Below are 25,953 nucleotides of genomic sequence, written 5' to 3'. Positions count from 1 at the left end.
GGTCACTGCCTGGTCAGCTTGAGCCGGACGGTGTAGGTGTAGTCCGTCTCGTCGGTGCCCTCGACGATGGTCGTCTCCGTCGTGTCCGCGCCGACGGCCAGGCCCGCGCAGACCGAGCCGTGCGCGGTGGCCTTGCCCAGGCTGTCGCCCTCGCCCACGATCGGCGGGGTGACCTCGCGCAGGTCGAACTTGACGTCCTCGCTGCCCACGAGGAGCGTGGACGGGTACTCGAAGTCGGCCGGGTCGCCGTCGCCGCCGGTCTTCATCGAGAAGTAGTTGGCGCTGAACTTGGGGAACAGGTTCCCGTCGACCTTGAAGCGGAGTTCGTCCTTGCCGTCGCGTTCGGCCACGTTGTTGGCGTCGATGTCGTACAGGGTGATGACGCAGGAGGCGGTCGTGGCGGTCGTCGCGGCGGCCGGGCCCGCGGTCAGGGCCGCGGGGGCGGCGACGCCGGCGGCCAGGGCGAGCGTGGCGATCAGTCGGTGAGCGTGCATGCTGTCGTGTCCTTCGGTCCGTGCCTCGCGGCGGTCGCGAAGCCGGTCCTCAGAGTGCGGACGGCATCGTGAGCACATCGTGAGAGCACAGGTCAGTGGCGCGGAACACGCGCTGTCTGTGGCTTTTGCCGCAGTCTGTCCGGGCGGGCCCGCCTACTGTCGTCCGCCATGGGAGAGTCGCTGACCCTGCTGCTGCTCGGGCCGCCCGACCTGGCCGTCGGGGGCGCGCCGGTGGGCCTGCGCGCGGCCAAGTCCAGGGCCCTGCTGTGCTACCTCGCCACCACGACCGGGCCGCGGTCGCGGTCGGAGCTGGCCGCGCTGCTGTGGGGCGAGCGCCCGGACGCCAACGCGCGCGGCAGCCTGCGGCTGGCCCTGTCGGAGCTGCGCAGGGAGGTCGGCGGCTGGCTCGACATCACCCGCGACCACGTGCGCTTCCTCGGCGACCTGGACGGCTGCTTCGTGGACCACCGGCAGCTCACGGCCGCCTCGACGGTCACGCAGGCGCTGGCCCTGTGGCGCGGGGAGTTCCTGGACGGCGTCTGCATCGGCGACGCCCCCGCCTTCGCGGGCTGGCTGGCGGAGGAACGCGGCCGGGTGCGCACGCTGCTGCGCGACCTGCTCACGCAGGCCGGGGCCGACGGTTCCGCGCCGGTGGTGCGGCTGGCGCGGATCGTGGCGGCGCTGGACCCGTTCGACGAGGAGGCGCACCGGCTGCTGATGGCGTCCCTGGCCGAAGCGGGGAACCGGGCGGCGGCGCTGGCCTGCTACGACGACCTGCGCCACCGCCTGGCCGCCGAACTGGGCGTCGCCCCCGCCCCGGAGACCCAGGCCCTGCGCCGCGACCTGCTCCCCCGCCGCCCCGCCGCCGCGACGGCCGGGACCGGGCGGGCGCCCCTGCCCGTTCCCGGTTCCACGCTTTTCGGGCGCGCGGACGAGGTCCGGCGGGTGCGCGCGCTGGTGACGGGGCGGCGGCTGGTGACGCTGGTCGGGCCCGGAGGGGTCGGCAAGACCCGGCTGGCCGTCGCGGCCGCCGCCGTCCGCGACGGCCGGGAGGTGGCGTTCGTCTCGTTCGTTGGGGTACGTCCCGAGGCCGCCGTCACTACGCTGGCCCGCCGCCTCGGCGTGGACCTCTCGCCGCCGCGTCCCGCCCTCGACCTCCTGCTGGCCGCCCTCGCCGGACGCCGGCTCCTCCTCGTCCTGGACAATCTGGAGCACCTTCCCGGCTTCGACGCGGTCGTGGGCGAGATCCTGCGCGCCGCGCCCGGCGTACGGGTCCTGGCGACCAGCCGGCGGCGTCCCGACCTGCCCGGCCAGGTGGCCGTCGAGGTGGCGGGGCTGCCGGGGCCGGCCGCCGAGGCGCTGTTCGCGGCCAGGGCGGTGCGGGCGCAGCCGTCCTTCGACCCCGACGCCGAAGCCGCCATGGTGGCCGCGATCTGCGCCGCCACCTGCGGTTTCCCCCTGGCCATCGAGCTGGCGGCCGGGCTGCTGCGCGCCGTCCCGTGCGCGGAGCTGGCCCGGCGGCTCGGCGTGGACCTGGAGCTCCTCACGGCCGGCGGTCCCGCCGTCCGCCCGCGGCACGCGTGCATGAGGACGGTCTTCGAGACGTCCTGGAGCCTGCTCGGGCCGCCGGAGCGGGCGGCGCTGGCCGCGCTGTCGGTGTTCGGCGGCGGCTGCACGCCGCCGCACGCGCTGGAGGTCGCCGGCACGACCCCGCGGGTGCTGGTCCGCCTGGTCGACCAGAGCATGCTGCACCTCACCCCGGCCGGACGGTACGCGGTCCACCCGCTCGTCCAGCAGTTCGCCGCCGCCCGCCTGGCCGAGGACCCGGCGACCCGGGACGCGGTGCGAAGACGGCACGCCGCCTGCTTCGCCCGCCTGCTCGACCGGCACGCCGCGGCGCTCCAGGACGCGTCGGACACCGAGGCCGTCCGGGTGCTCGGCGCCGACCTGGACAACATCAGGACGGCCTGGGCCGCGTCCGGCGACCCCGCCTTCCTCGATCACTACTGGACGTTGTGCCTGCGGTTACGCCTGTACGAGGAGTCGGCGGCCGTCGTGGGGCGGCGGCTGGAGAGCGGCGCGGACGTGCCGTGCCTGCGGGCGCGGTGGTTGCGGATGGCGGGGATCAGCGCGTACCAGCTGGCCCGCGAGGGCGAGGCGGCCCACCTGGCCCGAACCGCACTGACCACCCTCGGCCAACCCCTCCCCACCATCCTGGGCCGGTCCAGCACGGCCGTCCCGACCTGGTCCAGCGCGGGCGTCCCGGCCTGGGCCGTCGCGGGCGTCCCGGCCGCCGTGCGGTGGGCCGGGCCTTTGGTGGTGGTGCTGGGCGCCGTCGTGCGGTGGGCCGGGCCTGTTGTGGGTGTGCTGGGCGCCGTCGTGCGGCAGGCCGTCCATCGCCTGGTGCCGCCGCGGCGGACGGACGCGGCCGACGCGGAGGCCGCCCAGGCGCTCACGTTGCTGGCCCGGCTCGCCTACCACCAGCAGGACCTGCCGACGATGCTGGTGGCCTCGCTCCGCCAGCTCAACGCCGCCGAACGCGCGCCGGACCCCGCCCTGCGGGCCGAGGCGTACGCGAACTTCGCCACGATCGCCCGGATCGCCGGCCGCCACGGGATCGCCGCCCGCTACGGCGGACTCGCCGACCGAGCACTTGACGGCGTCCCGCACCCGACGGAGGCGGCCAGCCGGGCACGGCTCGCGCGCGGGCTGGACCAGCTCCACGCGGGCGCGTTCGGAGCGGCCCGCCGGTCGTTCGCCGAGGGACGGTCCCGGACGCTCGACCCCCGGATGGCGGAGAACTGCGCGGGCATGCTGGCCGAGACCGCCCTGTGGGAGGGGAGGTTCGCGGAGGCGGCGGAACTGTTCGCCGAGACCGAGGAGCTGTCGGTCAATCGCGTGGGCGGGGACGACATCGGCCGCCACTGGTGTCTGGCGGGCCGCGCGGAGGCGCTGCTGCGGCTCGACGACGTGCCCGCCGGGCGGATCGCGGAGGTGCTGGCGGCGGCCCGCGCGTCCATGGAACGGCGGCGCGCCCTCGCCGCCCGGCTCGGCCTCCATGACAGCCCGTCCCTGCACACCATCCAGTCCCTACGCCTCCTGACCGCCACCACCCGCCTGACCATCACCCCCACCCCTGCCACAGCGCACCCGATCGGCGCAGTGGACGCGATGGGCCTGGCACTCCCGAAGGTCCCGGTGGGTGCGGCGGGTGCGGCGGCCTTGGGCGCTTCGGTGGACTTGGCGGGTTCTGGGGGCGCGGTGGTGCTTGACGTTGGCGGGGTGCGGGGGGCGCTGGTTCGGGCGCTCGGGATGGCGGACGGGTTGCCGTCGGCGCAGCCCGGCATGCTGGAGTGCTGGGCGGGGCTGGCGGAGTTGATGTGGCACGTAGGCGACCACGTGGACCGCGCGACCGCCCGCCGCCTCCACGCCCACCTGGCCCGTTACCTGGCCCGCAACCCGGGCGCGGCGGCCAGGATCGGGTGGGCCCGCGCCCTGGTGCTGGCCGTCGCGGGCCGGAGACGGGCCGCCGTCCGGGCCGCCGAACAGGCGCTGGCCGCCGCCGACCGCCTCGCCACCCCCTACGACCGCCGCAGAGCCACAGACCTCCTCCACCACCTGACCTCCGAGCTGCCACGATCCCCCGACCGGTGCCAGCCCGGCCTCTCACCGTCCCCCGGCCCGTAACAGGCGGGGCTGTCGCATTCCCCCGGCCCGCGAGAAGCAGGGCTGTCGATCCCAGGCCCGTGAAACGAGCCCAAGCCCGTGAAGCGGGCCTGCCCCCGCCGTACGAGCCCAAGTGCGCGAAACGGGGCCCAAGCCCGTGCAGCGGGCCCAGGCGTGAAAGTTTCAGGGTCTTCGGGCGCGATCGGGTGCAGCCGTTGACGGGGCGGCGGTGGGCAAGGAGGATCGGGATCGCTCCATTGGGAGCGCTCCCAACCCCCCGAAGGACCTCCATGACCCGATGCCGGGCCGCGCTGCTGGCCCTCCTCACCATGGTCGCCCTGTCCCCCGCCGCGTCCGCCCGCGCCGCCGACGAGGGACCCGAGCAGATCGTGAACGGCACCTTCGACGCCGGCACCGCCCCCTGGTGGAGCACCGGCAACACCACCCTGACCCTCGACGGCGGCAGGCTGTGCGCCGACGTCCCCGGCGGCACCGCCAACCCCTGGGACGTCATCATCGGCCAGGACGGCGTCCCGCTGGTCGCCGGCGACACCTACGCCTACCGGTTCTCGGCCTCCGCCACCCCCGCCAAGGTCGGCAAGGCCCTGATCCAGCTCCCGGCGGACCCGTGGACGCAGTACCTGTCGGCCGCCCCGGAGCTGAGCGTCTCGGGGAACGACTACTCCTACACCTTCACCGCCCCGGTCTCGCTGCCGAACGCCCAGGTGGCGTTCCAGCTGGGCGGCAGCGCCGAGCCCTGGAGGTTCTGCATGGACGACGTGTCGCTGAAGGGCGGCGCCGAACCCGAGGTCTACGAGCCGGACACGGGCCCGCGCGTCCGCGTGAACATGGTCGGCTACCTGCCTTCGGGCCCGAAGAAGGCCACCCTGGTCACCGAGGCGACCACGCCCCTGGACTGGGAGCTGCGGAACGCGGCACGGGAAACGGTCGCGAACGGACGTACCGCCCCGAAGGGCACGGACGCCAGCTCCGGCCAGAACGTGCACACCATCGACTTCGGCGCCTACGCCAAACCCGGCGAGGGCTACACGCTGACCGCCGACGGCGAGACCAGCAGGCCGTTCGACATCGGCGCGGACGTCTACGACTCCCTCCCCACGGACGCGCTGAAGTTCTACTACACCCAGCGCAGCGGCATCGAGATCCTCGACAGCCTGCGTCCCGGCTACGGACGCCCGGCCGGCCACGCGGGCACGTCCCCCAACCAGGGCGACACGAACGTGCCCTGTCAGCCGGGCGGCTGCGACTACACGCTGAACGTCAAGGGCGGCTGGTACGACGCCGGCGACCACGGCAAGTACGTGGTCAACGGCGGCATCGCGGTCCACCAGCTCATGGCGGCCTACGAGCGCGACAGGGCCGCCTTCACCGACGGTCAGCTCAAGATCCCCGAGAGCGGCAACGGCGTCCCGGACGTGCTGGACGAGGCCCGCTGGGAGCAGGAGTTCATCCTGAGCATGCAGGTGCCGGACGGCGAGCCGGACGCGGGGATGGCCCACCACAAGGTGCACGACCAGAACTGGACCGGCCTGCCGCTGCTGCCGCACCTCGACCCGCAGAAGCGCGAGCTGCACCCGCCGTCCACGGCCGCGACGCTCAACCTGGCCGCGACGGCGGCGCAGGCGGCCCGGCTGTTCGCGCCCTACGACGCGGCCTTCGCGGCGAGGAACCTCAAGGCGGCGCGCAAGGCGTGGGCGGCGGCGAAGGCGAACCCGGCCCGGTACGCCGACCCCGCCGACGGCGTGGGCGGCGGGGCCTACGACGACGCCGACGTGAGCGACGAGTTCTACTGGGCGGCGGCCGAGCTCTACCTGACGACGGGCGAGAAGGAGTTCGCGGACTTCGTCCTGGCCTCGCCGCACCACACGGGCGACATCTGGCGCGAGCGCGGCTTCGACTGGGGCAACACCGCCCAGCTCGGCCGGCTGGGCCTGGCGACCGTGCCCAACGCGCTGCCGGGCCGGGACAAGGTGCGGCGGTCGGTCGTCGAGGGGGCGGAGAAGTACCTGGCGATCCAGCGGGCGCACCCGTACGGGCTGCCGTACGCGCCGGCGGACTTCGACTGGGGCTCCAACAACCTCGTCCTCAACAACCTGGTCGTCCTGGCCACCGCCTACGACCTGACCGGCGAGGAGAAGTACCGGGCCGCCGTCCGGGAGGGGATGGACTACCTGCTCGGCCGCAACGCGCTCAACATTTCCTACGTCACCGGCTACGGCGAGGTCTCCGCCCAGAACCAGCACAGCCGCTGGTACGCCCACCAGCTCGACCACGCGCTGCCCCACCCGCCGCGCGGTTCGCTGGCCGGCGGCCCCAACTCCGCCATCCAGGACCCGGTCGCCCAGCGGCTGCTGCGCGGCTGCAAGCCGCAGTTCTGCTACATCGACGACATCGAGTCCTGGTCCACCAACGAGCTGACGATCAACTGGAACTCGCCGCTGGCGTGGGTGTCGGCGTTCCTGGCGGACAAGGGCGAGCAATCGGCCTGCCGGGTGCGCTACTCGGCGCACGGCTCGTGGCCCGGCGGCTTCACCAGCCAGATCGTGATCGAGAACACCGGCCGGGAGAGCGTGGACGGCTGGACCCTGAGCTGGTCGTTCCCCGGCGACCAGCGGATCAAGGAGGGCTGGGGGGCCGACCTCGCCCAGTCCGGCGCGGCGGTGACGGCGCGCAGCCTCGGCTACAACGGCCGGATCAGGCCCGGCGGGACCGTGACGTTCGGTTTCGTCGGCACGCACGCCTCGGGGCCCAACCCGGCCCCGGAGGTCTTCCGCCTGAACGGCGACCGCTGCCGGTGACGCGCGACGCGGGCGGGCCCGGGGGTCCGCCCACGTTGCCCACACTCCGTTGAACGGATTAATGTCTCCCCCATGCCCAGGGGAACCTCAGAAGTCAGCGAGCCGATGTACTTCGTGCTCGCCGCGCTGCGCGCCGGCCCGCTGCACGGCCACGCGATCAGCAAGTCGGTCAAGGAGCTGTCCGGCGGCCGGGTCCAGCCGTCCGTCGGCACGCTCTACGGCATCCTGGAACGCCTGAACGAGCGCGGCGTCATCACCGTCGACCGCGAGGAGACGGTCAACGGGCGCAACCGGCGCTACTTCCGGATCACCGACGAGGGCCAGGCGCTGGTGGAGGCCGAGGCGAGACGCATGCAGGCGGCCGCCTCGCTCGTCCTGCGGCCGTCGGCCGGATGACGGCCGTCGGGCCGGCAGGAGTGTCGGCGCTCGAACGGCGCTACCGCAGGCTCCTGCTCGCCTACCCCAGGACCTACCGCACCGCCCACGGCGACGAGCTGCTCGACGTGCTCCTGGAGTCGGCCGCGCCGGGCCGGCGGATCCCGGTGCCGCGCGAGGCGTGGGGGCTGCTCACGGGCGGGGTGCGCAGCCGGGTCGTCCATCTGGCGAGCGGCAGCCCCTGGGCGGACGGCGTGCACCTCGCCGTCACCGCCGTCGCGGCGGCGAACCTGGCCGCGCTGCTGCCCTACGCCGGCACGCTGCCGCTCTGGACGCTGCTGTCGGCGCTCACGCTGCTGGCGACCGCCCGCGGACGCCTGCGCACGGCGGCGGCGCTGACGCTGCTCACCGGGGCCAAGGCGGTGGCACTGGCCGGCGGCTGGCGACTGTTCGACACGACGCTGTTACCGGTCTATCCGACGTTCCTCCAGGCCCGGCCGTTGTTCATGGACAGCGACCCCTACCTGGTGGCGGGCACCTACGCGGTGGCGCTGGCCGGCCTGCTCGCGCTGCGGCGGGCGCCGCGCACGAGGTCGTGGTGGTGGTTGGCGGCGGCCGTCGCGGCGAGCTGGGCGGGCCCCGAGTGGATGGAGGACCCGTCAAGGCTCCCGATCAGCCTGAGCAGGCTGGTGGTGGAGGCGGTGGCGTTCGGGCTCGCGGCGGGGAGCGCCTACCTGGCCCGCGACCACCGGTGGACGCTGGCGGCGGCGATCTACCTGGCGACGGCGTCGGGCGAGCTGGTGCTGCACTCCGACGCCCTGACCCGGCAGCACCTGGCCTATTGGGGGGTGCTCGCGCTGCTGGTCGTGGGGGCTGCCTTCGCGCCCTTCCGCCAGCGGCGGCACTGCCTGGATTGACCATACTTCGTTCAACGGAGTATGGTCTTCGCCATGCTCAACAGATCCCGCCTGGCCATCGCCATGTCGCTCTCGGCGGCCGTGCTCTGCGGCTGCGGGGGCGCCGCCGAGCCGACCGGCGGCGCCGAGACCGCCCAGCCGTCTCAGGCCGCCGCCGCCAAGGACAGGAAGCACCAGTTCGAGGCGGCCAAGGCCGACTGCATGAAGCAGAAGGGCTTCAAGTACGTGCCGTACGTGAAGCCCGAGGACGACAGCGACGAGGAGCGCAAGCGCGGCTCCGGCGACTACCAGGCAATGCGGAAATATCGCGCCAAATACGGGTTTGGAGTGTTCGCTGTCCACGTCTATCCCAAGGAGATGCACGCCCCGGACGCCGAGGGCGACACGGACCCCAACATAAAGATCCAGGACGACCTCTCCGCCGCCCAGAACGACGCCTACTACAAGGCCAAGAACGCCTGCATGGCCACAGCCGGCAAGCAGGTCCTCGGCATCACCGTGAAGTCGAACATCGACTACTTCAACCAGTACGGCTTGGCCCGCAAGCGGGCGCGGGCCGCCGAGCTGGACGGCGACCCCAAGCTGGTCGAGCTGGCCGGCCCCATGGCCACCTGTCTCACGGGCAAGGGGTACTCGATCACCGACACCAAGCCGACGGCCCTGAGCACGCGCGGCGAGAGGGAGTTCATGCGGCAGCAGGACAAGATCGGCCGCCGGCAGCAGGACAACCTTCCCCCGGCGAAGAAGACGGCGACGGGAACGTTCACCATGCCGAACCTCACCCCCGAGGACGCCAAGCCGTACCTCGCCAAGGAGATCAAGGCGGGGCTCGACGACCTGGAGTGCGGCAAGGACTTCTACGCGGCGTACACGCCGAAGGAGACGGCGCTCCTGCAGAAGATCGACGACCAGTACGCCTTCTGACGAGCCCATGGGATCCCCTCGAAGGCTTCTGGCCGTCGTGATCTCCGGCGTCGTGCTCGTCGCGCTGGCCGGGTGGGCGGTGAGCACCCGGCTGCGCTCGCCGGCCGACGAGGCGAGCAGGCGCGCCGCGCCCAAGCCCTCCCTGGTCACCGCCGCCGTCGAGCGCCGCAGGCTGGTCAGCTCCGTGGTGGTCAACGGCACCCTTGAGTACGGCTCCCCGCTGCCGATCAGCCTGGCCGGAGCCGTCGGGGGCACGGCCGAGGCGCAGCGGGCCACCAGGGCGCCGCGTCCCGGCCGCTTCGCCGAGGGCGCGGTGCTGATGGAGGTCAACGGCCGCCCGGTGTTCGTCCTGCGCGGCTCGGTGCCGATGCACCGCACGATCACGCCGGGCAGCGAGGGCGACGACGTCACCCAGTTGCAGCGGGCGCTGCGCCGTCTGGGTCACCGCGCCCCCTCCACCGGCGTCTTCGACCAGGCCACGATCACCGCCGTCACCCGGCTCTACGCCGCCAAGGGTTACCAGGCCCAGCGGCCCACGCTCGCCGACCGGCAGGCTCACGACACGCTGCGCAAGGCGGTGCAGACCGCCGAGGAGACGCTGGCGTCCGAGAAGCAGGCCCTCGACCAGGGACGCGACGTGCTGCCGCTGAAGATCAAGCTGGCCAACGCCAAGGACGCGCTCAAGACGGCCCGCCGCGCCCTGACGGCGGCCCGCGCCGGGGAGCTCTCCCCGGCGGACGAGGCGAGGCTGACGGCCGCCGACTCGGCGGTTCGGACGGCCGAGGAGAGGCTGCTGGAGGCCGAACAGGCCCTCGACGCCGCCGGGAAGCGCCCCGCCGGCTCCCCCACCGGCTCCCCCGCGAGCACGCCCGCGCCCACGGCCGCTCCTGAGCCCACGACCGACACGCGGCTGCTTGAGCTGCGGGTCGCGAACGCGCGCGCCGATCTGGCGGCGGCCCAGGAGGCCCGCGAGCTGATCCTGAAGGAGGCCGAGCAGACCCGCGCGGCCAAGGTCGAGGAGCTCCGTACGGCCGTGCGCACCGCCGAGGAGAACCTGGCGACCGCCGAGCAGGCGCTGCGCCAGGCCAGGCAGCTCTCCCCCGTCAGGCTCAAGGTGGCCGGCGCCCGCAGGGACGTGGCGGCGGCCAAGGAGATGCTGGCCGAGTACACGCGCACGTACGGGGTCTCGATCCCGCCCGGTGAGGTGGTGTTCGTGCCGAAGCTGCCCGCCCGGGTGCGCAAGGTGTCGGTGAAGGCCGGGCAGACCGTGGAGGGCGAGGTCGCCACCGTGACCAGTTCGTCGTTCATGGTCACGGCGTCGGTCGGGGCGGAGGAGTCCGAGCTGCTGCGTCCGGGCATGCAGGCGACCGTCGAGCTGGACTCGGGCCGGTCGTACCCGGCCGGGCTGACCGCCGTGGGCGACAAGGCGAGGGTGCCGGACGCCGAGGCGGCCGAGACGGGGGCGGTGCCCGTCCTGATCACGCCGCGGTCGGCGAAGGGCCTCAAGGCCGGGACCGCGGTGACCGCGCGGATCACGGTGGGCGCGACGAAGGAGCCGGTCCTGGTGGTGCCCGTGGCGGCCGTGATCACCTCGGCCGACGGCAGGGCCCGCGTCCGGGTTGAGTACGCCACCGACAGGACCAGGGACGTCGAGGTCCGCACGGGCCTGTCCGCCGACGGGAACGTCCAGGTCACCGGCCCGCTCAAGGAGGGCGACAGGGTGGTGGTCAGCAATGCCTGAGCCGGTCATCGAGCTGGTCGGGGTGGGGCGGCGGTATCCGGCCGAGCCGCCGGTCCTGGCGCTCGATGACGTCTCGCTCCGGATCGGCGGCGGCGACCACGTGGCCGTCATGGGCCCGTCCGGCTCCGGCAAGTCCACGCTGCTCAACGTGCTCGGCCTGCTCGACCGGCCCGACTCCGGCAGCTACCGGCTCGACGGCGCCGAGACCACCACGCTCCCCGACGGCGCCAGGACCAGGCTGCGCGGCGAGCGCATCGGTTTCGTCTTCCAGTCCTTCCACCTGCTGGCCCACCGCAGCGTGCTGGAGAACGTCATGCTCGCCGAGCTCTACACCCGCCGCCCGCGCAAGGGCAGGCGGGAACGGGCCCTGGCGGCGCTCGACCGCGTCGGCCTCGGTCACCGTACGGGCTTCCCGCCCGGCCGGCTGTCCGGGGGCGAGCGGCAGCGCGCGGCCATCGCCAGGGCCCTCATGGGCTCCCCGTCGCTGCTGCTGTGCGACGAGCCGACCGGCAACCTCGACAGCCGCAACACCGAGGCGGTGCTCGACCTGTTCGACGAGCTGCGCGGGCAGGGCCTGACCATCGTCGTCATCACGCACGAGCAGGAGGTCGGCGCGCGCGCCGGGCGGCGGGTGCGGATCACCGACGGCGTCCTGGTGGAGGAGTGATGGACCTGCGCGACCTGGCCTCCGAGGCCGTCGCCGGGCTGCTGGCCCGGCCGCTGCGCACGGCGCTCACCACGCTCGGCACCGTGCTCGGCATCACCACCCTCGTCGTGACGCTCGGCGTGGCCGCCACCGCCGGCAACCAGGTCGTGGGCCACTTCGACGCGCTGGTGGCCACGGCCATCACCGTCGAGGTGCCCGGCACGCCGGGCGCCCCCCTGGTGACCTGGGACGCCGTCGACCGGCTGACCAGGCTGCGCGGCGTGGAGTCGGCCGCCGCGCTGTCGGAGAGCGAGGACACCGCGAACCTGTCCGTGCGCTCCAACGACATCGTCGATCCGGCGCGCATCACCACGCAGTCGCTGCCCGTGGTCGCCGCGACCACCGGCCTTCCCGGGGCCCTGCGCGGCACGATGCTGCGCGGCAGGTTCTACGACGCCGGGCACGTCCGGCGCGGCGACCGGGTGGCCGTGCTCGGCGACCAGGCGGCCAGGCTGCTCGGGATCACCCGGCTCGACGGGGCGCCCGCGGTCTTCGTCGGGAGGCACGCGTACACGGTGATCGGCGTGCTCGGCGGGCTGCGGCGGGAGCGTGACCTGGGCGCGGCGGTGTTCGTGCCGCCGACCGCCGGGGCCGGGTTCGGGCTGCGGACGGTCACCAGGGTGCTGGTCAACACCGGCCTGGGCGCCACCGCGCTGGTCGCGAGCCAGACGCCGGTCGCGCTCAGCCCCGGCAACGAGGACCTGCTCCGGGTGGTCGCGCCGCCCGCCCCCACCCGGGCCCGCGACGCCGCCCAGGACGACGTCAACGCGCTGTTCCTGATCCTCGGCCTGGTCTCGCTCGTCGTCGGCGCGGTCGGCATCGCCAACGTCACGCTCGTCACCGTGATGGAACGGGTGCCCGAGATCGGGCTGCGCCGGGCGCTCGGCGCGGCGCGGCGGCACGTGGCCGCCCAGTTCCTGCTGGAGTCGACGCTGGTCGGGCTGGCCGGCGGCGTGATCGGCACGAGCCTCGGCGTGGTCGCCGTCGTGGCCGTCTCGGCCGCCAGGGAGTGGACGCCGCTCCTGGACGCCTGGCTGGCGCTGGCCGCGCCGGTGGCCGGGGCGGTGGTGGGGTTGCTGGCCGGGCTCTATCCGGCGCTGCGGGCGGCGAAGATGCAGCCGGTGGACTCTCTGCGATAGCGGTTCCGGCACTTATGATGTGCCCGACATATGGCGAAAAACGTCCGGCGGGTGCTGCTCAGAGCGGTCAGACCGCTGCTCGTCAAGGCAGCGGTCCTGTCCGGGCTGCGCGGACGCGAGCGGACCCTCCTCCTGCTCAACCGCTCCCTGGTCTACCTCGCGCTGACCGCCGTGGTCGGCGCCGTCTACTTCGGGGTCGGCGCGCTCGACGCCGTGCTCGGCTCGTGGTCCGACCTGATCGCCGCGCTGGCCGCGGGCGCGCTGTTCCAGCCCGTACGGCTGCGCCTGCGGAGCGCGGCGGACCGGCTGTTCCGGTGGGAGCGCGACCCGTACCGGCTGGCCGACCGGGTGAGCCGGAGCGTGCAGGAGGCCAGGGGGCCGGCCGAGGCCCTGGCGTCGGCGGCCCACGCCATCCGGCTGGCCCTGGGGGCGCCCGGCGTCGCGGTGGAGGTCGTCCTGCCCGGCGGACGGGTGCGCAGCGTCATCGCGGGCGAGATGGGCCCGGCCCCCTCGGTCGAACGCCTGGTCTGGCACGGCAAGTCGATGGGCTGGCTGTCGGTCAGCGGCGAGCCGCGCGACCGGGCGCTGCTGGACATGCTGGCCAGGCAGCTCGCCGAGGTCGCCCACGCCGTACGGCTCAGCGCCGACCTGCAACGCTCGCGCGAGCGCATGATGGTCACCCGCGAGGAGGAGCGCCGCGAGCTCCGCCGCAACCTGCACGACGGCCTCGGACCGGCGCTGACGAACCTGGCGATGAGCGTCGACCAGGCCCGGCTCAGACTGGCCAGCGACCCCGGCTCGGTCGAGCCCCTGCTCAGCACGGCACGCCGGCAGATGACCGAGGCCATCGTGGACGTCCGCGACCTGGTGTACGGCCTGCGTCCGCCCGCGCTCGACGGCGCCCGGCTGGACGAGCTCGGCCTGGAGGGCGCCTTACGGCTGCTCGCCGACGCGCCCGGCCCGAGGGTGGACGTGGTGGTCTCGGGCTCGCTGGCCGACCTGCCGGCCGCGGTGGAGGTGGCGGCGTACAAGATCGCGCATGAGGCGGTGGCGAACGTGCGCAGGCACGCCCGCGCCACCACCGCCCTGATCAGGGTGGAGCGGCGCGACGGGCTCCGGCTGACGGTGTCCGACGACGGGATCGGGCTGCCCGAGCAGCGCCGCCAGGGGGCCGCCCTGATGCGCGGGCGGGCCGAGGAGGTGGGCGGCGTGTGCGAGCTGGATGTCCGCCCCGGCGGCGGCACCGAGGTCGTCGCGGAACTGCCGCTCAAGGAGCCACGATGACCTCTGCCGACCACGACGATCCCGGTCCCGTCGCGGAGGGGCCCGGCCGCACGCCGGCGTGGCGGCGGCGGCTGGTGCTGGCGGCGGTGTGGACGGCGGCCGGGGCCTCGCTCGCGGCCGTGGTGACGGCGGCGGTGCTGGCGGCGCAGCTCGGCGGGCTGGCCGAGACGCAGGGGCTCGACCCGATCGGGCTGATGTTCCCCCTCGCCGGCGCGTTCCTGATCAGCCGGCGGCCCCGGCTGCTGATCCCGTGGCTCATGTGGGCGACAGGCGTGATCTGGTCGGCGTACTCGTTGCTGTTCGCGCTGACCGGCTGGATGTACTTCCACGCGCCCGGCCCGCTGCTGCCCTACGTCGCCTGGCCGGCCATCTGGCTGTGGCTGCTGCCGGTGCCCGCGTTCACCGGGATCATGCCGCTGCTCTTCCCGGACGGGCGGCTGCCGTCGAGGCGCTGGCGGCCGGTGCTCTACGGCAACCTGGCGCTCATGGCCGGGCACTCGCTGCTGCTCGGCCTGTCCCCCGACCCGTCGTTCGAGCTTGAGGTGCCGCTGGGCAACCCGTTCGGGGTGGCGGCGCTGGGCCGGATCCCCGAGGTCGTGGAGTCGTGGATCGGGCTCCCGATGATCCTGCTGTGCCTGCTCGGCGTGGTCTCGCTGGGCTTCAGGTACCGGGCGGCGACGCCCGAGGTGCGCCGCCAGATCACCTGGTACTTCCACGCCATGGTGATCTTCGTCGTCTACTGGATCGCCAGCGCGGGCACCCAGGACACCTTCACCATCGCCGTACGGGTCTTCCTGGCCGCGGGCATCCCCATCTCGATCATCGCCGCCGTGCTGCGCCACCAGCTCTACGGCATCCGGCTCATCCTCAACCGCACGCTGGTGTACGGCACGCTCGCGGTCGGGGCCGGCCTGACGTACTCGGCGCTCATCTGGGCGTCCAACAGCGTGGCCGACGGCTACGGCGGGGCGGCCGGGCTCGCCTCCGCGATGGTCACCGGCGCGGCCTTCCATCCCGTGCGCCTGCGCCTCCAGCGCTCGGTGGACCGGCTGTTCAACGTGGAACGCGACCCGTACCGGGCGGCCGACCTGCTCAGCCGTACCGTGCAGCGGGCCGGGGATCCGGCGGGGGCGCTGGCCGAGGCGATCTCCGTCGTGCGCACGTCGCTGGTCGCCCGCGGGGTGGGCGTGGAGGTGCCGGGCGAGCCCGCGCTGTCGTTCGTGGACGGCGAGCTGGGCGCCCGGCCCCGGTCCGTCGAGCTGACCTGGCACGGCGAGCCGGTCGGGCGGCTGCGGATCGCCGGGGCGCGGCCGGGCCGCGAGCCGCTGGACGTCATGGCCAAGCACCTGGCCGGGCTGGCGCACGCCGTACGGCTGAGCACCGACCTGCGGGACTCCCACGAGCGCATCAGCGCCACCCGCGACGAGGAGCGGCGCCGGCTGGGCAGGGAGCTGCACGACGGGCTCGGCCCCACGCTGACCAGCGTGACGATGACCCTGGACGAGGCGCGGCGGCGGCTGGAGCGCGACCCCGAGTCGGTGGAGGAGCTGCTGGTCCGGGTGCGCGAGGAGATGACCAGCACGCTGATGTCGGTGCGCGAGCTGGTGGACGGCCTGCGCCCGCCGGTGCTGGACGAGCTGGGCCTCGCGGGCGCCCTGCGCGTCTTCGGCCAGGCCCCGGGCCCGCGGGTCGAGGTCGTCGTGCCCCCGTCCGCCGACGGTTCCGAAGGGCCCCTCGACGGCTTGCCGGCGGCGGTGGAGACGGCCGCGTACCGGATCGCGCAGGAGGCGCTGACGAACGTGCGCCGCCACGCCCAGGCCGCCTCGGTGCTGGTCACGTTACGGCGGGAGGCCGGGAAGCTGCGGGTGTCGGTCGCCGACGACGGCACCGGACTGCCCGACGAGCCGTCGCCGGGCGTGGGACTGACGTCGATGCGCGAGCGGGCGGCCGAGATCGGCGGCACCTGCGCGATCGGCCCCCGGCCGGGCGGCGGCACGGAGGTGACCGCCGTCCTGCCGCTCACGCCGCCGGCCTAGGACGTCAGGCTCGGACGCAGCGCGAGCAGCGCGCCGAGGGTGGCGTACCCGATGATCAGGTGGAGGCCGCCGATCCAGTTGGAGATCGACTCGCCGAACACCACGTACGCCGGCACCGTCACCACGGCCCAGCTCTCGGCGACGAGCGGCCACCACCGCAGCGCCCCGCGCCAGCGCCCGGCGAAGGCGATCTTGATGCCGATGGCCATCATGCCCAGCATGGACACCGGCCAGAACACGTCGAGCACCTGCATCACCGGCCCGTCCTGGAGGTCGTCGGGCAGGACGCCGTGCAGCAGGGACCAGACACTCGCCAGCCCGAGCAGCGCCAGCTCGACCTTGAGCATCATCCTGGCCAAGCCGGACGTGCCCGTCGCCCGGGTCCGGATCTGCACGGCGAGCAGGGCGAAGAGGCCGAGCTGGAAGAGCAGCCCGGTCAGGTCGCCGACCCGCTCGCCGAACCCCTGGGCCTGCGTGCCGTAGACGAAGATGCTGGCGGTCCAGGCGAGCGTGCCGGCGCTCAGCGCGAGGCCGAGCCTGCGGACGGCGGCCGGGGCGACGGCGGGCTCCGCGGATGGGGGCGGGGCGGCGGGCACGTCGGTGCGGGCCCTGGCGGGAGTGGTGGTGATCTTGCCGTCCACGGGAGGTCCTCTCTCTCCTTGCGGGGATGTCGTGCCTCCAGGTTCGCGACGGGCTGCCCCGGGCCGGCAGAGCCACGGGTCCCGCCTCCGACGGGACCGGTGTCCCGGGACATCAGGACACGACATCGGGTGTAATACGTCCCGTGCTACAAACCGGACCTTCCGCCCATCCGGCGGCAGCGACGTCCCCCGCCGCCGCGCGCGGGTGGTGGGCCGTCGGGGTGGCCGTGGCCGGGGCCGGGATCGCGGTCGCCACGGTGGCGCTGGACGTGGCCGCCGGGGACGTGCGGTTGCCCGCGGCCTCGGAGCTGGAGCCCGGGTGGCCGGCCGCGCTGACCGGGCTCGCGCAGCTCGTCCCGGGCGCGCTGCTGCTGCGCCGGCTGCCGCGGCATCCGGTGGCCTGGGTCCTGGCGGTGTTCGGGCTGCTGTGGCTGCTGGACGGGCTCGCGGGAAGCTGGGCGACCTACGCCGCCTACGTCTCGCCCGGCCTGCCGGGGGCCGCGGCGGCGTACTGGTCCTACTCGCGGTTCGGGGCGTCGCTGCTGCTGGGGCTGCCGCTGCTGATCCTGCTGTTCCCGGACGGCCGGCTGCCGCCGGGGCGGGTGTGGCGGGCGCTGTCGGTGACGAGCCTCGTCCTGACCGGGCTGCTCACGGCCCTGCTGGTGACCGCGCCGACGGCGGTGATGGAGCGCTACCACGACCAGGCGATGCCGCCGGAGATCGCCCGGCTCGGCCTCGACTTCCTGTCCGTGGACCTGCCGTACGGGTTCTGGGAGCCGGCGCTGGCGCTGGCGTACGCGTCCGTCCTGGTGAGCCTGGTGGTGCCGTTCGCGTCGATGGTGCGCAGGTACGTGGTCGCCGACGCCGAGCGGCGGGCCCAGATCCGCTGGCTGATGTGGGCCGCGCTGGTGGACATGATCGTGCTCCTGCTGCCGCTGTCGCTGTCCCCGCAGATCCCGGCGGTGCTGCTGACGCTGGCCATCGCGTTCACCGCCGCGGCCGTGGTGGTGGCGGTGACCAAATACCGCCTGTACGACATCGACCGGCTGCTGTCGGCCACCGTGGCCTACGGCCTGCTCGCCGCGCTCGTGGTGCTCATGGACGTGGTGGTGTTCACGCTGGTGGGCAGCGTCCTCGGGGAGCGGGACTCGGCCCTGGCCGCCATCGCGATCGTCGCCGTCCTGTACGCCCCGCTGCGCACCTGGCTCTGGCGGGCGGTGCGCAGGCTGGTGCGCGGCTCCAGGGACGACCCGTACGCCGCGGTCTCGACGCTGGCCGAGCGGCTGGAGCTGGCCGCGGACCCGGACGAGCAGCTGCTCGCGGTGGCCACGACGCTGGCGGAGGCGTTCCGGCTGTCCTACGTGCGGGTGGAGATCGAGCGGCCGGGCGGGGAACGTTCCGTGGTGGAGCACGGGTCGCCGCGCGGGCCGTCGGTGTCGCTGCCGGTGGCCTACCGGGGCGAGAGCGTGGGGCGGCTGGTGTTGTGCCGTACCGACCTGACCGAGCGGGACCAGCGGCTGCTCGGCGACCTGGTCCGCCAGGCCGCCGCCGCGGCGCGGGCCGTCGAGCTGAGCACCGACCTGCAGCGCATCCGCGCCCGGCTGGTGCTGGCCCGCGAGGAGGAGCGCCGCAGGCTCCGGCGCGACCTGCACGACGGGCTCGGCCCGAGCCTGGGCGCGGTGGCGCTGCGCATCGAGGCGGCCCGCAACCTGGCCGCGAGCGCGCCCGAGCAGGCCGACCGCATCCTGGAGCAGACGGCCGCCGAGGTCGGCGGCGTGCTGGCGGACGTGCGCAGGCTGGTCCACGACCTGCGCCCGCCCGCGCTCGACGAACTGGGCCTGCTGCGCGCGATCGAGCAGCAGGCGGGCCGGTTCCGCACCGCCGCCCTCGATGTCCGCGTCACCGGCGACGGCCCGCTGGGGGCGGCGGGGGCGGCGGGGGCGGCAGGCGCGCTGCCCGCGGCGGTGGAGGTGGCGGCCTACCGTATCGTGTCCGAAGCGCTGGCCAACGTGGCCAGGCACGCGGGCGCGGCACGCTGCGACATCGCGCTCACCGCGCGGGAGGGGGCGCTTGAGGTGTCGGTACGCGACGACGGCTCGGGCATCGGCCCCGACGTGGCGGCGGGCGTGGGCATGCTCTCGCTGCGCGAGCGCGCGGCCGAGCTGGGCGGCGACTGCCAGGTGAGCTGCCCGCCCGGCGGCGGCACCCTGGTCCTGGCCCGCCTGCCGATGCCGGCGGAGGCCGCCGATGCCTGACGAGGAGCCGATCAGGGTGGAAGCCGCAGATGTCTGACGAGGAGCCGATCAGGGTCCTGCTGGCCGACGATCATCCGGTCTACCGCGACGGGCTCGCGCTGCTGCTCGGCTCGATCCCGGGCATCGAGGTGGCCGGCACCGCCGCCGACGGCCCCGAGGCGGTCGAGCGCGCCGCCGGCCTCCAGCCGGACGTCGTGGTGATGGACGTCCGCATGCCGGGGCTCGACGGCATCGAGGCCACCAGGCGGATCGTGGCCGACAGCCCGCACGTCGCCGTCGTCGTGCTGACCATGTCGGAGGAGGACGCCACGCTGTTCGCCGCGATGCGCGCGGGGGCCCGCGGCTACCTGCTCAAGGGCGCGGGCCAGGGCGAGATCGTCCGGGCGATCACCGCGGTCGCGCACGGCGAGGCGATCTTCGGCCCGGCGGTGGCGCTGCGCGTCGCCGAGTTCTTCCAGGGGGCCGCCGCTGCCTCCGGCGACCCGGTCTTCCCGCAGCTCACGCCGCGCGAGCGGGAGATCCTGTCGCTGGTGGCGGCCGGCCGCTCGAACGCGCAGATCGCCTCGGCCCTGTTCCTGTCGCCGAAGACCGTGCGCAACAACGTCTCCAACATCTTCGCCAAGCTCCACGTCGCCGACCGCGCCGAGGCCATCGTCCGGGCCCGCGACGCGGGTCTCGGGACGTGAGCCGTTCGGGGCTCCCGTACGTCATAGAGGTATGAAGATCTGGCGAATCGTGCTTCTGCCGGCGCTCGCGCTGGCCGTCACGGCCTCCGCGCTGCCCGCCGAGGCGGTGACCACGCAGCGGAAGGTGCTGGTCGACCTGCGCGAGGAGGGCGGCTTCGCGGGGCTGCTGAACCGCGTGACGGTCTACACCGACGGCTGCTTCCGGCTCAGCCGCCGCACCGGCCCGGTGGTGACCAGGTGCCTCACGGCCAGGGAAGACCGCCGGCTGCGCGGCTACCTGAAGGAGCTGCGGATCGGCCGGTCCGAACGCCCGCCGCAGGGCGCGGACTTCCTCAAGTACACGCTGACCCACAAGGGCCACCACGCCACGCGGTACACGCTGCCCCGCACGTGGAAGCCGGTGGTGGCGCATCTGGACAAGGTCCTCGTCAAGTACTGGGCTCCGGACTGACCGGAAACCTCTCCATCAAGCGATTGACCAAGGGGGCGGGGCGGAACTACGGTCGGTCGTATGACACCTGCCGACAGCGGACAGCCGGCCGTGATCCTCAAGGCGGCCACCCAGCTCTTCGCCGCGCTCGGCTACGACGGCACCTCGACGCGCCAGATCGCCGACGCGGCGGGGATGAACATCGCCACCGTCAACTACCACGTGGGCGGCAAGCGGGAGCTGTACCTGGCCGTCATGGAACGCGCGCACCGGGCGGAGAAGGCGGCGCTGGACAAGGCGCTGGCCCATCTGCCCGGTGACGACCCGGTCGCCGCCATCCACCGCCTGGTGGACGACTACCTCGACTTCTGCGCGGACAACCCGGAGATCCCCGCGCTGTGGATGCACCGCTGGCTCTCCGACGCCGGCGACATCACCGAGCTGGAACGCCAGTACGTCCAGCCGCTGATCGCCGCCGTCACCGGCGCGCTGCGCCCGGCCGTCGAGGCCGGCGTCATCGACGGCACCGTCGACCTGGAGTACGCCATGTGGACGGTCATCTGGTCGATCCACGGCTTCGCCAAGGGCGGCGTGCTCGACGCCGACGGCCGCCGCAGGGGCGCGGGCGACCGGGCCGCGCTCCGCCGCTTCCGCGCCCACCTGCACCTCACCCTCCACCGCACCCTCGCCCTCCCCGGCCCCCTCGCCCTCCCGGACGCCCCGGAGGGACCCCCGTCCGGCGACGCGGGACGCCACCTTCCCGGCGACCCCCGATGACCGACGCCCGGCCCTCCGGGACGGCCCCGGCGGTCACCGGCCGGCTGAGCCGCGGACGGCTGCTCGGCTACGGCGTCGGCTCGGTCGGCACCGGTGTGTTCTCCGCCGTGCCCGGCCTGCTGCTGCTCTACTACCTGACCGACATGCTCGGCGTGCCCGCCGCCGTCGCGGGCGCCGTCCTGGTCGCGCCGAAGATCTGGGACGTGCTGCTCAACCCGCTCGTCGGGGCCGCCAGCGACCGCGAGGCCGTGTGCACCGGCCGCCGGACCCGGCTGCTGGCGCTCGGCGCGGCCACGCTGCCGGTGGCGTTCGCGCTGATGTTCGCCGTGCCCGGCGGCCTCTCCGGGGCCGCGTGGTCCGGGGTGGCGTTCCTGCTGGCCGCGACCGCCTTCGCGAGCTTCCAGGTGCCGTACGTGGCGCTGCCGGCCGAGATGTCGGCGAGCCCGGCCGAGCGGACCAGGATCATGTCCTGGCGGGTGGTCTGCCTGACCGTCGGCATCCTGGTCGCGGGCGGCCTGGCCCCCGCCGTGGTGGACCTGGCGGGCGGCGGCCGGCCGGGGTACGCGGTCACGGGCGTCGCGATCGGCCTGGTCATGGCCGCCGCCCTGGTGGCCGCCACGCTGGGCACGCGGTGGGTGTCGTCGCGTCCGGGGCCCCGGCAGCTCGGCCCGGCGGCGGCCTTCCGGCTGGCCCGGGGCAACCGGCCGTTCTTCGCGCTGCTGGCGGCGTTCGTCACGCAGGCGCTCGGGGTGGCGGTGATGCTGGCGGGAGCCCCGTACGTGGCCTCGTACCGGCTGGGCGACTACGGGCTGACCTCGGCGATGTTCGTCTGCCTGGTGGGCCCGAGCATGCTCGCCGTGCCGGCCTGGGCCCGGCTGGCCCGCGCGTACGGGACCGTGCGCTGCTACCTGGCCGCCTCGGCCGGGTTCGCCGTCGTGGCGCTCGCCCTGGTCCCCGCCATCGCGGCGGGCAGCCTGGTCGCCACGCTGGCGCTGACCGCGCTGGCCGGGGTCTGCTACGCCGCGCTGCAACTGCTGCCGCTGTCGCTGCTGCCCGACACCGTGCACGCCGACGCCGCCCGTACCGGCCACGCCCAGGCCGGCGCGTTCACCGGCCTGTGGACGGCCGGCGAGACCGCCGGGCTCGCGCTCGGCCCCGGCCTGTTCGCGCTGGTCCTGACGGTGTCGGGGTTCGTCTCCGCGCCCGTCGAGTCGCCCGTCGAGTCGCCCGTCGCCCAGCCGGCCGGCGCGCTGACCGGGCTGCTGCTCGGCTTCACCGCGCTGCCCGCCCTGCTCATGCTGATCAGCCTGCCGTTCGTCGTCCGCTACGGCAGGCTCGCCACCGCCACCACCCCCGTCCTCGCCAAGGAGAACGTGTGACCCTCCCCCCGTCCGGAAGAACCGCCGAGGACCTGCTGTCCGAGGTGGCCAGGATGAAGCAGCACGACCTGCCGGTGCGGGGCGGGCAGGTGACCGCGTACGTCTACGACACCGGCCGGCCCGAGGTGCACGAGGCGGCGGCCCGCGCGTACGCCGAGATGCTGGAGGTCAACTGCCTGGACCCGACGGCGTTCCCGAGCATCGTGGAGATGGAGAAGCAGGTCGTGGGCGCGGTCGCCGAGCTGCTCGGCGGCGGCCACGGCGTCTTCACCAGCGGCGGCACCGAGTCGATCATGCTGGCCGTCAAGGCGGCGCGGGACGCCGCCGGGCGGTCCGGCGCCAACCTCGTGCTGCCGGTGACCGCCCATCCGGCCTTCCACAAGGCGGCCCACTACCTGGGCCTGCGGGTCAAGGCCGTGCCGGTGGACCTGGAGACGTACAAGGTGCGGGTGGCGGACGTCGCGGCGGCGATCGACGAGGACACGGTCCTGGTGGTGGTCTCGGCGCCGTCGTACCCGCAGGGCGTGATCGACCCGGTCGCGGAGGTCGCCGCCGTGGCGGCCGAGGCGGGCGTGGCCTGTCACGTGGACGCGTGCGTGGGCGGCTGGCTGCTGCCGTGGCTGCGGGAGGCGGGGGCCGACGTGCCGCCGTTCGACCTGTCGGTGCCGGGGGTCACCTCGCTCTCCTGCGACCTGCACAAGTTCGGCTACGCGCCGAAGGGCGCCTCGGTGGTGCTGTTCGCCGACCCGGCGACGCGGCGCAGGGCGTACTTCGCCTCGGCCGCCTGGCCCGGTTACACGATCATCAACGCCACCGTGCAGAGCTCCAGGTCGGCCGGGCCGCTCGGCGGCGCGTGGGCCACGCTCCAGGCGCTCGGCCGGGAGGGGTACGTGGAGCTCGGCCGCGCCACCCTCAAGGCGGCGGCCCGGCTCAGGGAGGGCATCGCCGCGATCCCGGGCCTGCGGGTCCTGGGCGCGCCCGAGTCGTCGCTGGTGGCCTTCGCCGGGGACGACCTCGACGTGTTCGTGCTGGCCGACGCGGCCCGCGAGCGCGGCTGGTTCCTGCAACCGCAGCTCTCCTACGCCGGGATCCCCGCGAACCTGCACGTCACGGTCACCGGCGTGACGCTGAACGGCGTGGAGGCGATGCTCAGGGTGATCGCCGACGCGGCTGCGGAGGCCCGCCGTCGCGGCCCCGCGTCGGTGCCGGACGGCCTGGTGGAGCTGATCATCGGCCTCGACCTGGACGCCCTGGACGACGCGACCTTCGCCGAACTGGCCGCCTCGGTGGGCGTGGACCTGCGTCCGGGCGCGGGCCAGCCGGGGATGGCGACGGTCAACGCCGTCCTCGACGCCCTGCCCGCCGAGACCCGGGAAGCCTTGCTCCTCCGCTTCCTCTCGGTGATCTACGGCTCCTGACAGGGCAGGTCGAACTCCCCCTTGGCGGCCCCGTCGAGAAAGGCCAGCCATTCGTCCCGAGTGAAGGCCAGAATCGGGCCTTCACCCCGGTCCTTGGTGTCCCTGACGAGCACGCTGTCATCCACCCGCCGCATCACCTCGACACAGCTCCCGCCGTTGTCGCCCGACGCCGTGGCCTTGGTCCATTCGCCCGTACGGAGACCGCTCGCCTCACTCATAGCTCTCCATCACTTCGCGGATGATCACGCGGCTCCTGTCCACGGGATACGCCATGCCGGACAGGGCCTCCCATCGCACAATAAGCGCTTGCACCGTACTGGCGCGATTGGTCACCCGCCCTTCCTCGGCGCTTTCCAGGTAGGCGTGATCGGGTCCTCCGTCCAGGAGCGTCGCCACCTCGAAGGCTCCGAGACAGCCCACGGTGAGCCCCGCCTTCAACGGGACGATCCGCAGCGTGACATAGGGCGGGTTGAGCACATCGAGCAGCTTGGCGAGTTGCTCTCGCATCACCTCCGGACCGCCGACCGGCCGGTGCAGGACGCTCTCATCGACGAGGGCCGAGTACATGGGCGGGGACAGGCTGGCGAAGACGCTTTGCCTGTGGAGACGGAACTGCACGGCCCGCTCTGCTTCCTGCTCCGTGGCTCCCGGTGCTCCGAGGAACACCCGCCTGGCGTAGCTCTCCGTCTGCAGCAGGCCGGGGATCAGCAGGGGCTCGGACGTCCTGATGGTGTGGGCCGCCGCCTCGACCTTGGGCCACTCGCGGAACCAGCGCGGGCCGAGTGCGCCGTGGATCTGCGGCAGCAGCTCCGTCAGCTGGCCCTTGAGGCCGAGGGCCTTCTCCACTTCGCGGGTGAAGTCCTCGCTCGGCTTACGCAGGAGGCGTTCCACGTGCCCGACCGCGCTCTCGCTGTAGGCCAGCCGGTCCGCCAGACGCTCCTGGCTCAACCCGTGGTCCGTACGGAAGGCACGCAGGCGTCTGGCGTACTCGGCCCACGCTTCCGCTTCCTCTTCCTTCGGCATGTCACGCCCTTCCCACACCGTTCACGCAGAGGCATGGCGTACTCACTGTAAGGAACTGTACGGCCGATCACAGGGGCTGGTCAGCCGAATCAACCGCATCCTGAGAACCCGCGTACACGCGACCTCGGCCTGTACGCCCATCCCGGAGGAGATCATGTCCAGTTCCCTGCATGCGGGCGTCAAGGTGTGGACGGTCGGCGAGCTCGACGACCCGGCGATGCTGCCCCGGCTGGCGCGTACCGAACTGGCGGCGTGGCTGGGGGCGGATCACCAAGCCCTGGACGACCTGCGGCTGATCGCCTCGGAGCTGGTCACGAACGCGTTGCAGCACGCGGCGGCACAGTGGGTCCGGCTGTCCCTCGCCCCCGAGGCGGGGTTCTGGCGGCTGGCCGTGACCGATCCGGGCCGGAACGGCCTGGTTCCGCGTCCCCGCGTGCCGGCGGACACGGACGCGTCAGGACGCGGACTCCGGCTGGTGCACGAGCTGACCACCGGACTGTGGGGGACCTACCAGGACAGGGCCGGGGAGCGGGTCGTGTGGGCGTTGCTGCGCCGGTAGCCGAGTTTCGATACCCGGGTTGCGTAATACTGCCGTGCGGGCTTACGCTACTCAGGTAGCGAAAAGGAGGCAGGGCATGGTGGGACGGCCGCGCAGGAGTGACGTCGACGAGGGTGTGCTCAGGGCCGCCACCGAGCTGCTGCTCGCGCGCGGCTACGCCGGCCTGTCCCCCGACGAGGTCGCCGAGCGGGCCGGCATCGCCAAGACCACGCTCTACCGCCGCTGGCCGACCAAGGACCACCTGGCCCTGGCCGTCGTCAACCGGCTCCAGGACCACGACGAGATCACCGACACCGGCGACATCCGCCGCGACCTGCCCGCGTACCTGGAGAAGATCGCGGCCGGGCTCAACCGGATGCGCGCGGCGGGCCGCGTGCCCGGCGACGACGACGGGTCGGCGGGCACGGTGGCCGAGCTCGTGGCCGCCGCCGCCCGCCACGCCGACGTCGGCGAGCTGGAGCGGCAGATGTACGCCCGCCGCAACACCCTGGCCCGCGCCCTGCTCGAACGGGCCAGGGACCGCGGCCAGCTACGCGCCGACCTCGACGTTGAGGCCCTGTTCGACCAGCTCGCCGGGGCCCTGTACTACCGCGTCCTGATCACCGGCCTCCCCGTCGGCCGCGCCTACGCCGAACGCCTCGTGGAGACAGCACTCCGCGGCGCCCTCTCCGAGAACGGATAACA

Annotated in this window: 22 protein-coding genes; 18 read left to right on the top strand and 4 right to left on the bottom strand. The window is 74.0% G+C overall.

Going from position 1 to position 25,953, the window contains the following annotated elements; translation table 11 throughout:
• Positions 1 to 2 precede the first annotated feature (2 nt).
• Positions 3 to 494 (bottom strand): hypothetical protein, encoded by a 492-nt coding sequence (locus ACIBST_RS39300; protein ID WP_397178630.1) that lies wholly within the window; start codon positions 492 to 494, stop codon positions 3 to 5.
• Positions 495 to 662: 168 nt separating this feature from the next.
• Here ACIBST_RS39300 and ACIBST_RS39295 point away from each other — a divergent pair, with 168 nt between their 5' ends.
• The 10 genes from ACIBST_RS39295 to ACIBST_RS39250 all read left to right on the top strand — a co-directional run bounded on the left by ACIBST_RS39295 (position 663) and on the right by ACIBST_RS39250 (position 16,101).
• A complete protein-coding gene (locus ACIBST_RS39295; RefSeq protein ID WP_397178629.1) occupies positions 663 to 4,181 on the top strand; it encodes an ATP-binding protein in 3,519 nt (1,172 codons plus the stop codon).
• A gap of 269 nt (positions 4,182 to 4,450) precedes the next feature.
• Positions 4,451 to 6,979 carry a glycoside hydrolase family 9 protein gene (locus ACIBST_RS39290; RefSeq protein ID WP_397178628.1) on the top strand — a complete coding sequence of 843 codons (2,529 nt, stop codon included), beginning with the start codon at positions 4,451 to 4,453 and terminating at the stop codon, positions 6,977 to 6,979.
• Between the two features lie 72 nt (positions 6,980 to 7,051).
• Positions 7,052 to 7,375, top strand: coding sequence for a PadR family transcriptional regulator (locus tag ACIBST_RS39285; RefSeq protein ID WP_189651648.1), 324 nt, complete (start codon positions 7,052 to 7,054; stop codon positions 7,373 to 7,375).
• Positions 7,372 to 8,271 (top strand): hypothetical protein, encoded by a 900-nt coding sequence (locus ACIBST_RS39280; protein WP_397178627.1) that lies wholly within the window; start codon positions 7,372 to 7,374, stop codon positions 8,269 to 8,271. Before ACIBST_RS39285 ends, ACIBST_RS39280 begins: the two co-directional genes overlap by 4 nt.
• Before the next feature lie 33 nt (positions 8,272 to 8,304).
• Positions 8,305 to 9,195 carry a hypothetical protein gene (locus ACIBST_RS39275; protein ID WP_397178626.1) on the top strand — a complete coding sequence of 297 codons (891 nt, stop codon included), beginning with the start codon at positions 8,305 to 8,307 and terminating at the stop codon, positions 9,193 to 9,195.
• 7 nt (positions 9,196 to 9,202) lie between these two features.
• Complete coding sequence (locus ACIBST_RS39270) at positions 9,203 to 10,936, top strand: peptidoglycan-binding protein (RefSeq protein WP_397178625.1); 1,734 nt, start codon at positions 9,203 to 9,205, stop codon at positions 10,934 to 10,936.
• Positions 10,929 to 11,603, top strand: coding sequence for an ABC transporter ATP-binding protein (locus ACIBST_RS39265; RefSeq protein WP_397178624.1), 675 nt, complete (start codon positions 10,929 to 10,931; stop codon positions 11,601 to 11,603). Before ACIBST_RS39270 ends, ACIBST_RS39265 begins: the two co-directional genes overlap by 8 nt.
• A complete protein-coding gene (locus ACIBST_RS39260; protein WP_397178623.1) occupies positions 11,603 to 12,781 on the top strand; it encodes an ABC transporter permease in 1,179 nt (392 codons plus the stop codon). The genes ACIBST_RS39265 and ACIBST_RS39260 overlap by 1 nt, the downstream gene beginning before the upstream one ends.
• Before the next feature lie 30 nt (positions 12,782 to 12,811).
• On the top strand, positions 12,812 to 14,065 hold the full coding sequence (locus tag ACIBST_RS39255) for a sensor histidine kinase (protein ID WP_397178622.1): 1,254 nt from the start codon (positions 12,812 to 12,814) through the stop codon (positions 14,063 to 14,065).
• Positions 14,062 to 16,101, top strand: coding sequence for a histidine kinase (locus tag ACIBST_RS39250; protein ID WP_397178621.1), 2,040 nt, complete (start codon positions 14,062 to 14,064; stop codon positions 16,099 to 16,101). Before ACIBST_RS39255 ends, ACIBST_RS39250 begins: the two co-directional genes overlap by 4 nt.
• Here the strand turns inward: ACIBST_RS39250 and ACIBST_RS39245 are convergent.
• The gene (locus tag ACIBST_RS39245) at positions 16,098 to 16,742 is read right to left on the bottom strand and encodes a hypothetical protein (RefSeq protein WP_397178620.1); all 645 of its coding nucleotides are present in this window, start codon (positions 16,740 to 16,742) and stop codon (positions 16,098 to 16,100) included. The two genes, ACIBST_RS39250 and ACIBST_RS39245, sit on opposite strands and share 4 nt — an antisense overlap.
• A gap of 143 nt (positions 16,743 to 16,885) precedes the next feature.
• On the opposite strand from ACIBST_RS39245, the gene ACIBST_RS39240 reads away from it, so the two are divergent.
• From ACIBST_RS39240 to ACIBST_RS39215, 6 genes are read left to right on the top strand one after another with little or no spacing between them, the layout of a single operon-like run.
• On the top strand, positions 16,886 to 18,997 hold the full coding sequence (locus tag ACIBST_RS39240) for a sensor histidine kinase (RefSeq protein ID WP_397178619.1): 2,112 nt from the start codon (positions 16,886 to 16,888) through the stop codon (positions 18,995 to 18,997).
• 29 nt (positions 18,998 to 19,026) lie between these two features.
• Entirely contained in the window at positions 19,027 to 19,683 is a 657-nt protein-coding gene (locus ACIBST_RS39235) for a response regulator (RefSeq protein WP_397178618.1), read from the top strand.
• Between the two features lie 31 nt (positions 19,684 to 19,714).
• Positions 19,715 to 20,134: a hypothetical protein gene (locus tag ACIBST_RS39230; protein WP_397178617.1), complete on the top strand. Its 420-nt coding sequence runs from the start codon at positions 19,715 to 19,717 to the stop codon at positions 20,132 to 20,134.
• 60 nt (positions 20,135 to 20,194) lie between these two features.
• A complete protein-coding gene (locus ACIBST_RS39225; protein ID WP_397178616.1) occupies positions 20,195 to 20,890 on the top strand; it encodes a TetR/AcrR family transcriptional regulator in 696 nt (231 codons plus the stop codon).
• Positions 20,887 to 22,269: an MFS transporter gene (locus ACIBST_RS39220; protein WP_397178615.1), complete on the top strand. Its 1,383-nt coding sequence runs from the start codon at positions 20,887 to 20,889 to the stop codon at positions 22,267 to 22,269. The genes ACIBST_RS39225 and ACIBST_RS39220 overlap by 4 nt, the downstream gene beginning before the upstream one ends.
• Entirely contained in the window at positions 22,266 to 23,687 is a 1,422-nt protein-coding gene (locus tag ACIBST_RS39215) for a pyridoxal phosphate-dependent decarboxylase family protein (protein ID WP_397178614.1), read from the top strand. Before ACIBST_RS39220 ends, ACIBST_RS39215 begins: the two co-directional genes overlap by 4 nt.
• Here ACIBST_RS39215 and ACIBST_RS39210 read toward each other — a convergent pair.
• Entirely contained in the window at positions 23,675 to 23,905 is a 231-nt protein-coding gene (locus ACIBST_RS39210) for a DUF397 domain-containing protein (RefSeq protein ID WP_397178613.1), read from the bottom strand. The two genes, ACIBST_RS39215 and ACIBST_RS39210, sit on opposite strands and share 13 nt — an antisense overlap.
• Entirely contained in the window at positions 23,898 to 24,710 is an 813-nt protein-coding gene (locus tag ACIBST_RS39205) for a Scr1 family TA system antitoxin-like transcriptional regulator (RefSeq protein ID WP_397178612.1), read from the bottom strand. The genes ACIBST_RS39210 and ACIBST_RS39205 overlap by 8 nt, the downstream gene beginning before the upstream one ends.
• A 154-nt stretch (positions 24,711 to 24,864) precedes the next feature.
• Between ACIBST_RS39205 and ACIBST_RS39200 the strand changes: the two genes are divergently transcribed.
• Together ACIBST_RS39200 and ACIBST_RS39195 are read left to right on the top strand one after the other, a co-directional pair.
• Positions 24,865 to 25,269 carry an ATP-binding protein gene (locus ACIBST_RS39200; protein WP_397178611.1) on the top strand — a complete coding sequence of 135 codons (405 nt, stop codon included), beginning with the start codon at positions 24,865 to 24,867 and terminating at the stop codon, positions 25,267 to 25,269.
• Positions 25,270 to 25,345: 76 nt separating this feature from the next.
• On the top strand, positions 25,346 to 25,951 hold the full coding sequence (locus ACIBST_RS39195) for a TetR/AcrR family transcriptional regulator (RefSeq protein ID WP_397178610.1): 606 nt from the start codon (positions 25,346 to 25,348) through the stop codon (positions 25,949 to 25,951).
• The last annotated feature ends 2 nt before the right edge of the window (positions 25,952 to 25,953 follow it).

Origin of the sequence: Nonomuraea sp. NPDC049684 (assembly GCF_044465345.1) — a bacterium.
Lineage (GTDB): Bacteria > Actinomycetota > Actinomycetes > Streptosporangiales > Streptosporangiaceae > Nonomuraea.
The sequence above is the reverse complement of the archived record's forward strand: the minus strand, read 5'-3'. Positions and strand labels throughout refer to the sequence as shown.

Coding starts and splice junctions, on each gene's coding strand:
- ACIBST_RS39250 (WP_397178621.1), top strand. CDS start 14,062: ATGACCTCTGCCGACCACGACGATCCCGGTCCCGTCGCGGAGGGGCCC.
- ACIBST_RS39220 (WP_397178615.1), top strand. CDS start 20,887: ATGACCGACGCCCGGCCCTCCGGGACGGCCCCGGCGGTCACCGGCCGG.
- ACIBST_RS39260 (WP_397178623.1), top strand. CDS start 11,603: ATGGACCTGCGCGACCTGGCCTCCGAGGCCGTCGCCGGGCTGCTGGCC.
- ACIBST_RS39270 (WP_397178625.1), top strand. CDS start 9,203: ATGGGATCCCCTCGAAGGCTTCTGGCCGTCGTGATCTCCGGCGTCGTG.
- ACIBST_RS39225 (WP_397178616.1), top strand. CDS start 20,195: ATGACACCTGCCGACAGCGGACAGCCGGCCGTGATCCTCAAGGCGGCC.
- ACIBST_RS39265 (WP_397178624.1), top strand. CDS start 10,929: ATGCCTGAGCCGGTCATCGAGCTGGTCGGGGTGGGGCGGCGGTATCCG.
- ACIBST_RS39295 (WP_397178629.1), top strand. CDS start 663: ATGGGAGAGTCGCTGACCCTGCTGCTGCTCGGGCCGCCCGACCTGGCC.
- ACIBST_RS39285 (WP_189651648.1), top strand. CDS start 7,052: ATGCCCAGGGGAACCTCAGAAGTCAGCGAGCCGATGTACTTCGTGCTC.
- ACIBST_RS39300 (WP_397178630.1), bottom strand. CDS start 494: ATGCACGCTCACCGACTGATCGCCACGCTCGCCCTGGCCGCCGGCGTC.
- ACIBST_RS39275 (WP_397178626.1), top strand. CDS start 8,305: ATGCTCAACAGATCCCGCCTGGCCATCGCCATGTCGCTCTCGGCGGCC.
- ACIBST_RS39290 (WP_397178628.1), top strand. CDS start 4,451: ATGACCCGATGCCGGGCCGCGCTGCTGGCCCTCCTCACCATGGTCGCC.
- ACIBST_RS39235 (WP_397178618.1), top strand. CDS start 19,027: ATGTCTGACGAGGAGCCGATCAGGGTCCTGCTGGCCGACGATCATCCG.
- ACIBST_RS39200 (WP_397178611.1), top strand. CDS start 24,865: ATGTCCAGTTCCCTGCATGCGGGCGTCAAGGTGTGGACGGTCGGCGAG.
- ACIBST_RS39255 (WP_397178622.1), top strand. CDS start 12,812: ATGGCGAAAAACGTCCGGCGGGTGCTGCTCAGAGCGGTCAGACCGCTG.
- ACIBST_RS39280 (WP_397178627.1), top strand. CDS start 7,372: ATGACGGCCGTCGGGCCGGCAGGAGTGTCGGCGCTCGAACGGCGCTAC.
- ACIBST_RS39230 (WP_397178617.1), top strand. CDS start 19,715: ATGAAGATCTGGCGAATCGTGCTTCTGCCGGCGCTCGCGCTGGCCGTC.
- ACIBST_RS39195 (WP_397178610.1), top strand. CDS start 25,346: ATGGTGGGACGGCCGCGCAGGAGTGACGTCGACGAGGGTGTGCTCAGG.
- ACIBST_RS39210 (WP_397178613.1), bottom strand. CDS start 23,905: ATGAGTGAGGCGAGCGGTCTCCGTACGGGCGAATGGACCAAGGCCACG.
- ACIBST_RS39205 (WP_397178612.1), bottom strand. CDS start 24,710: ATGCCGAAGGAAGAGGAAGCGGAAGCGTGGGCCGAGTACGCCAGACGC.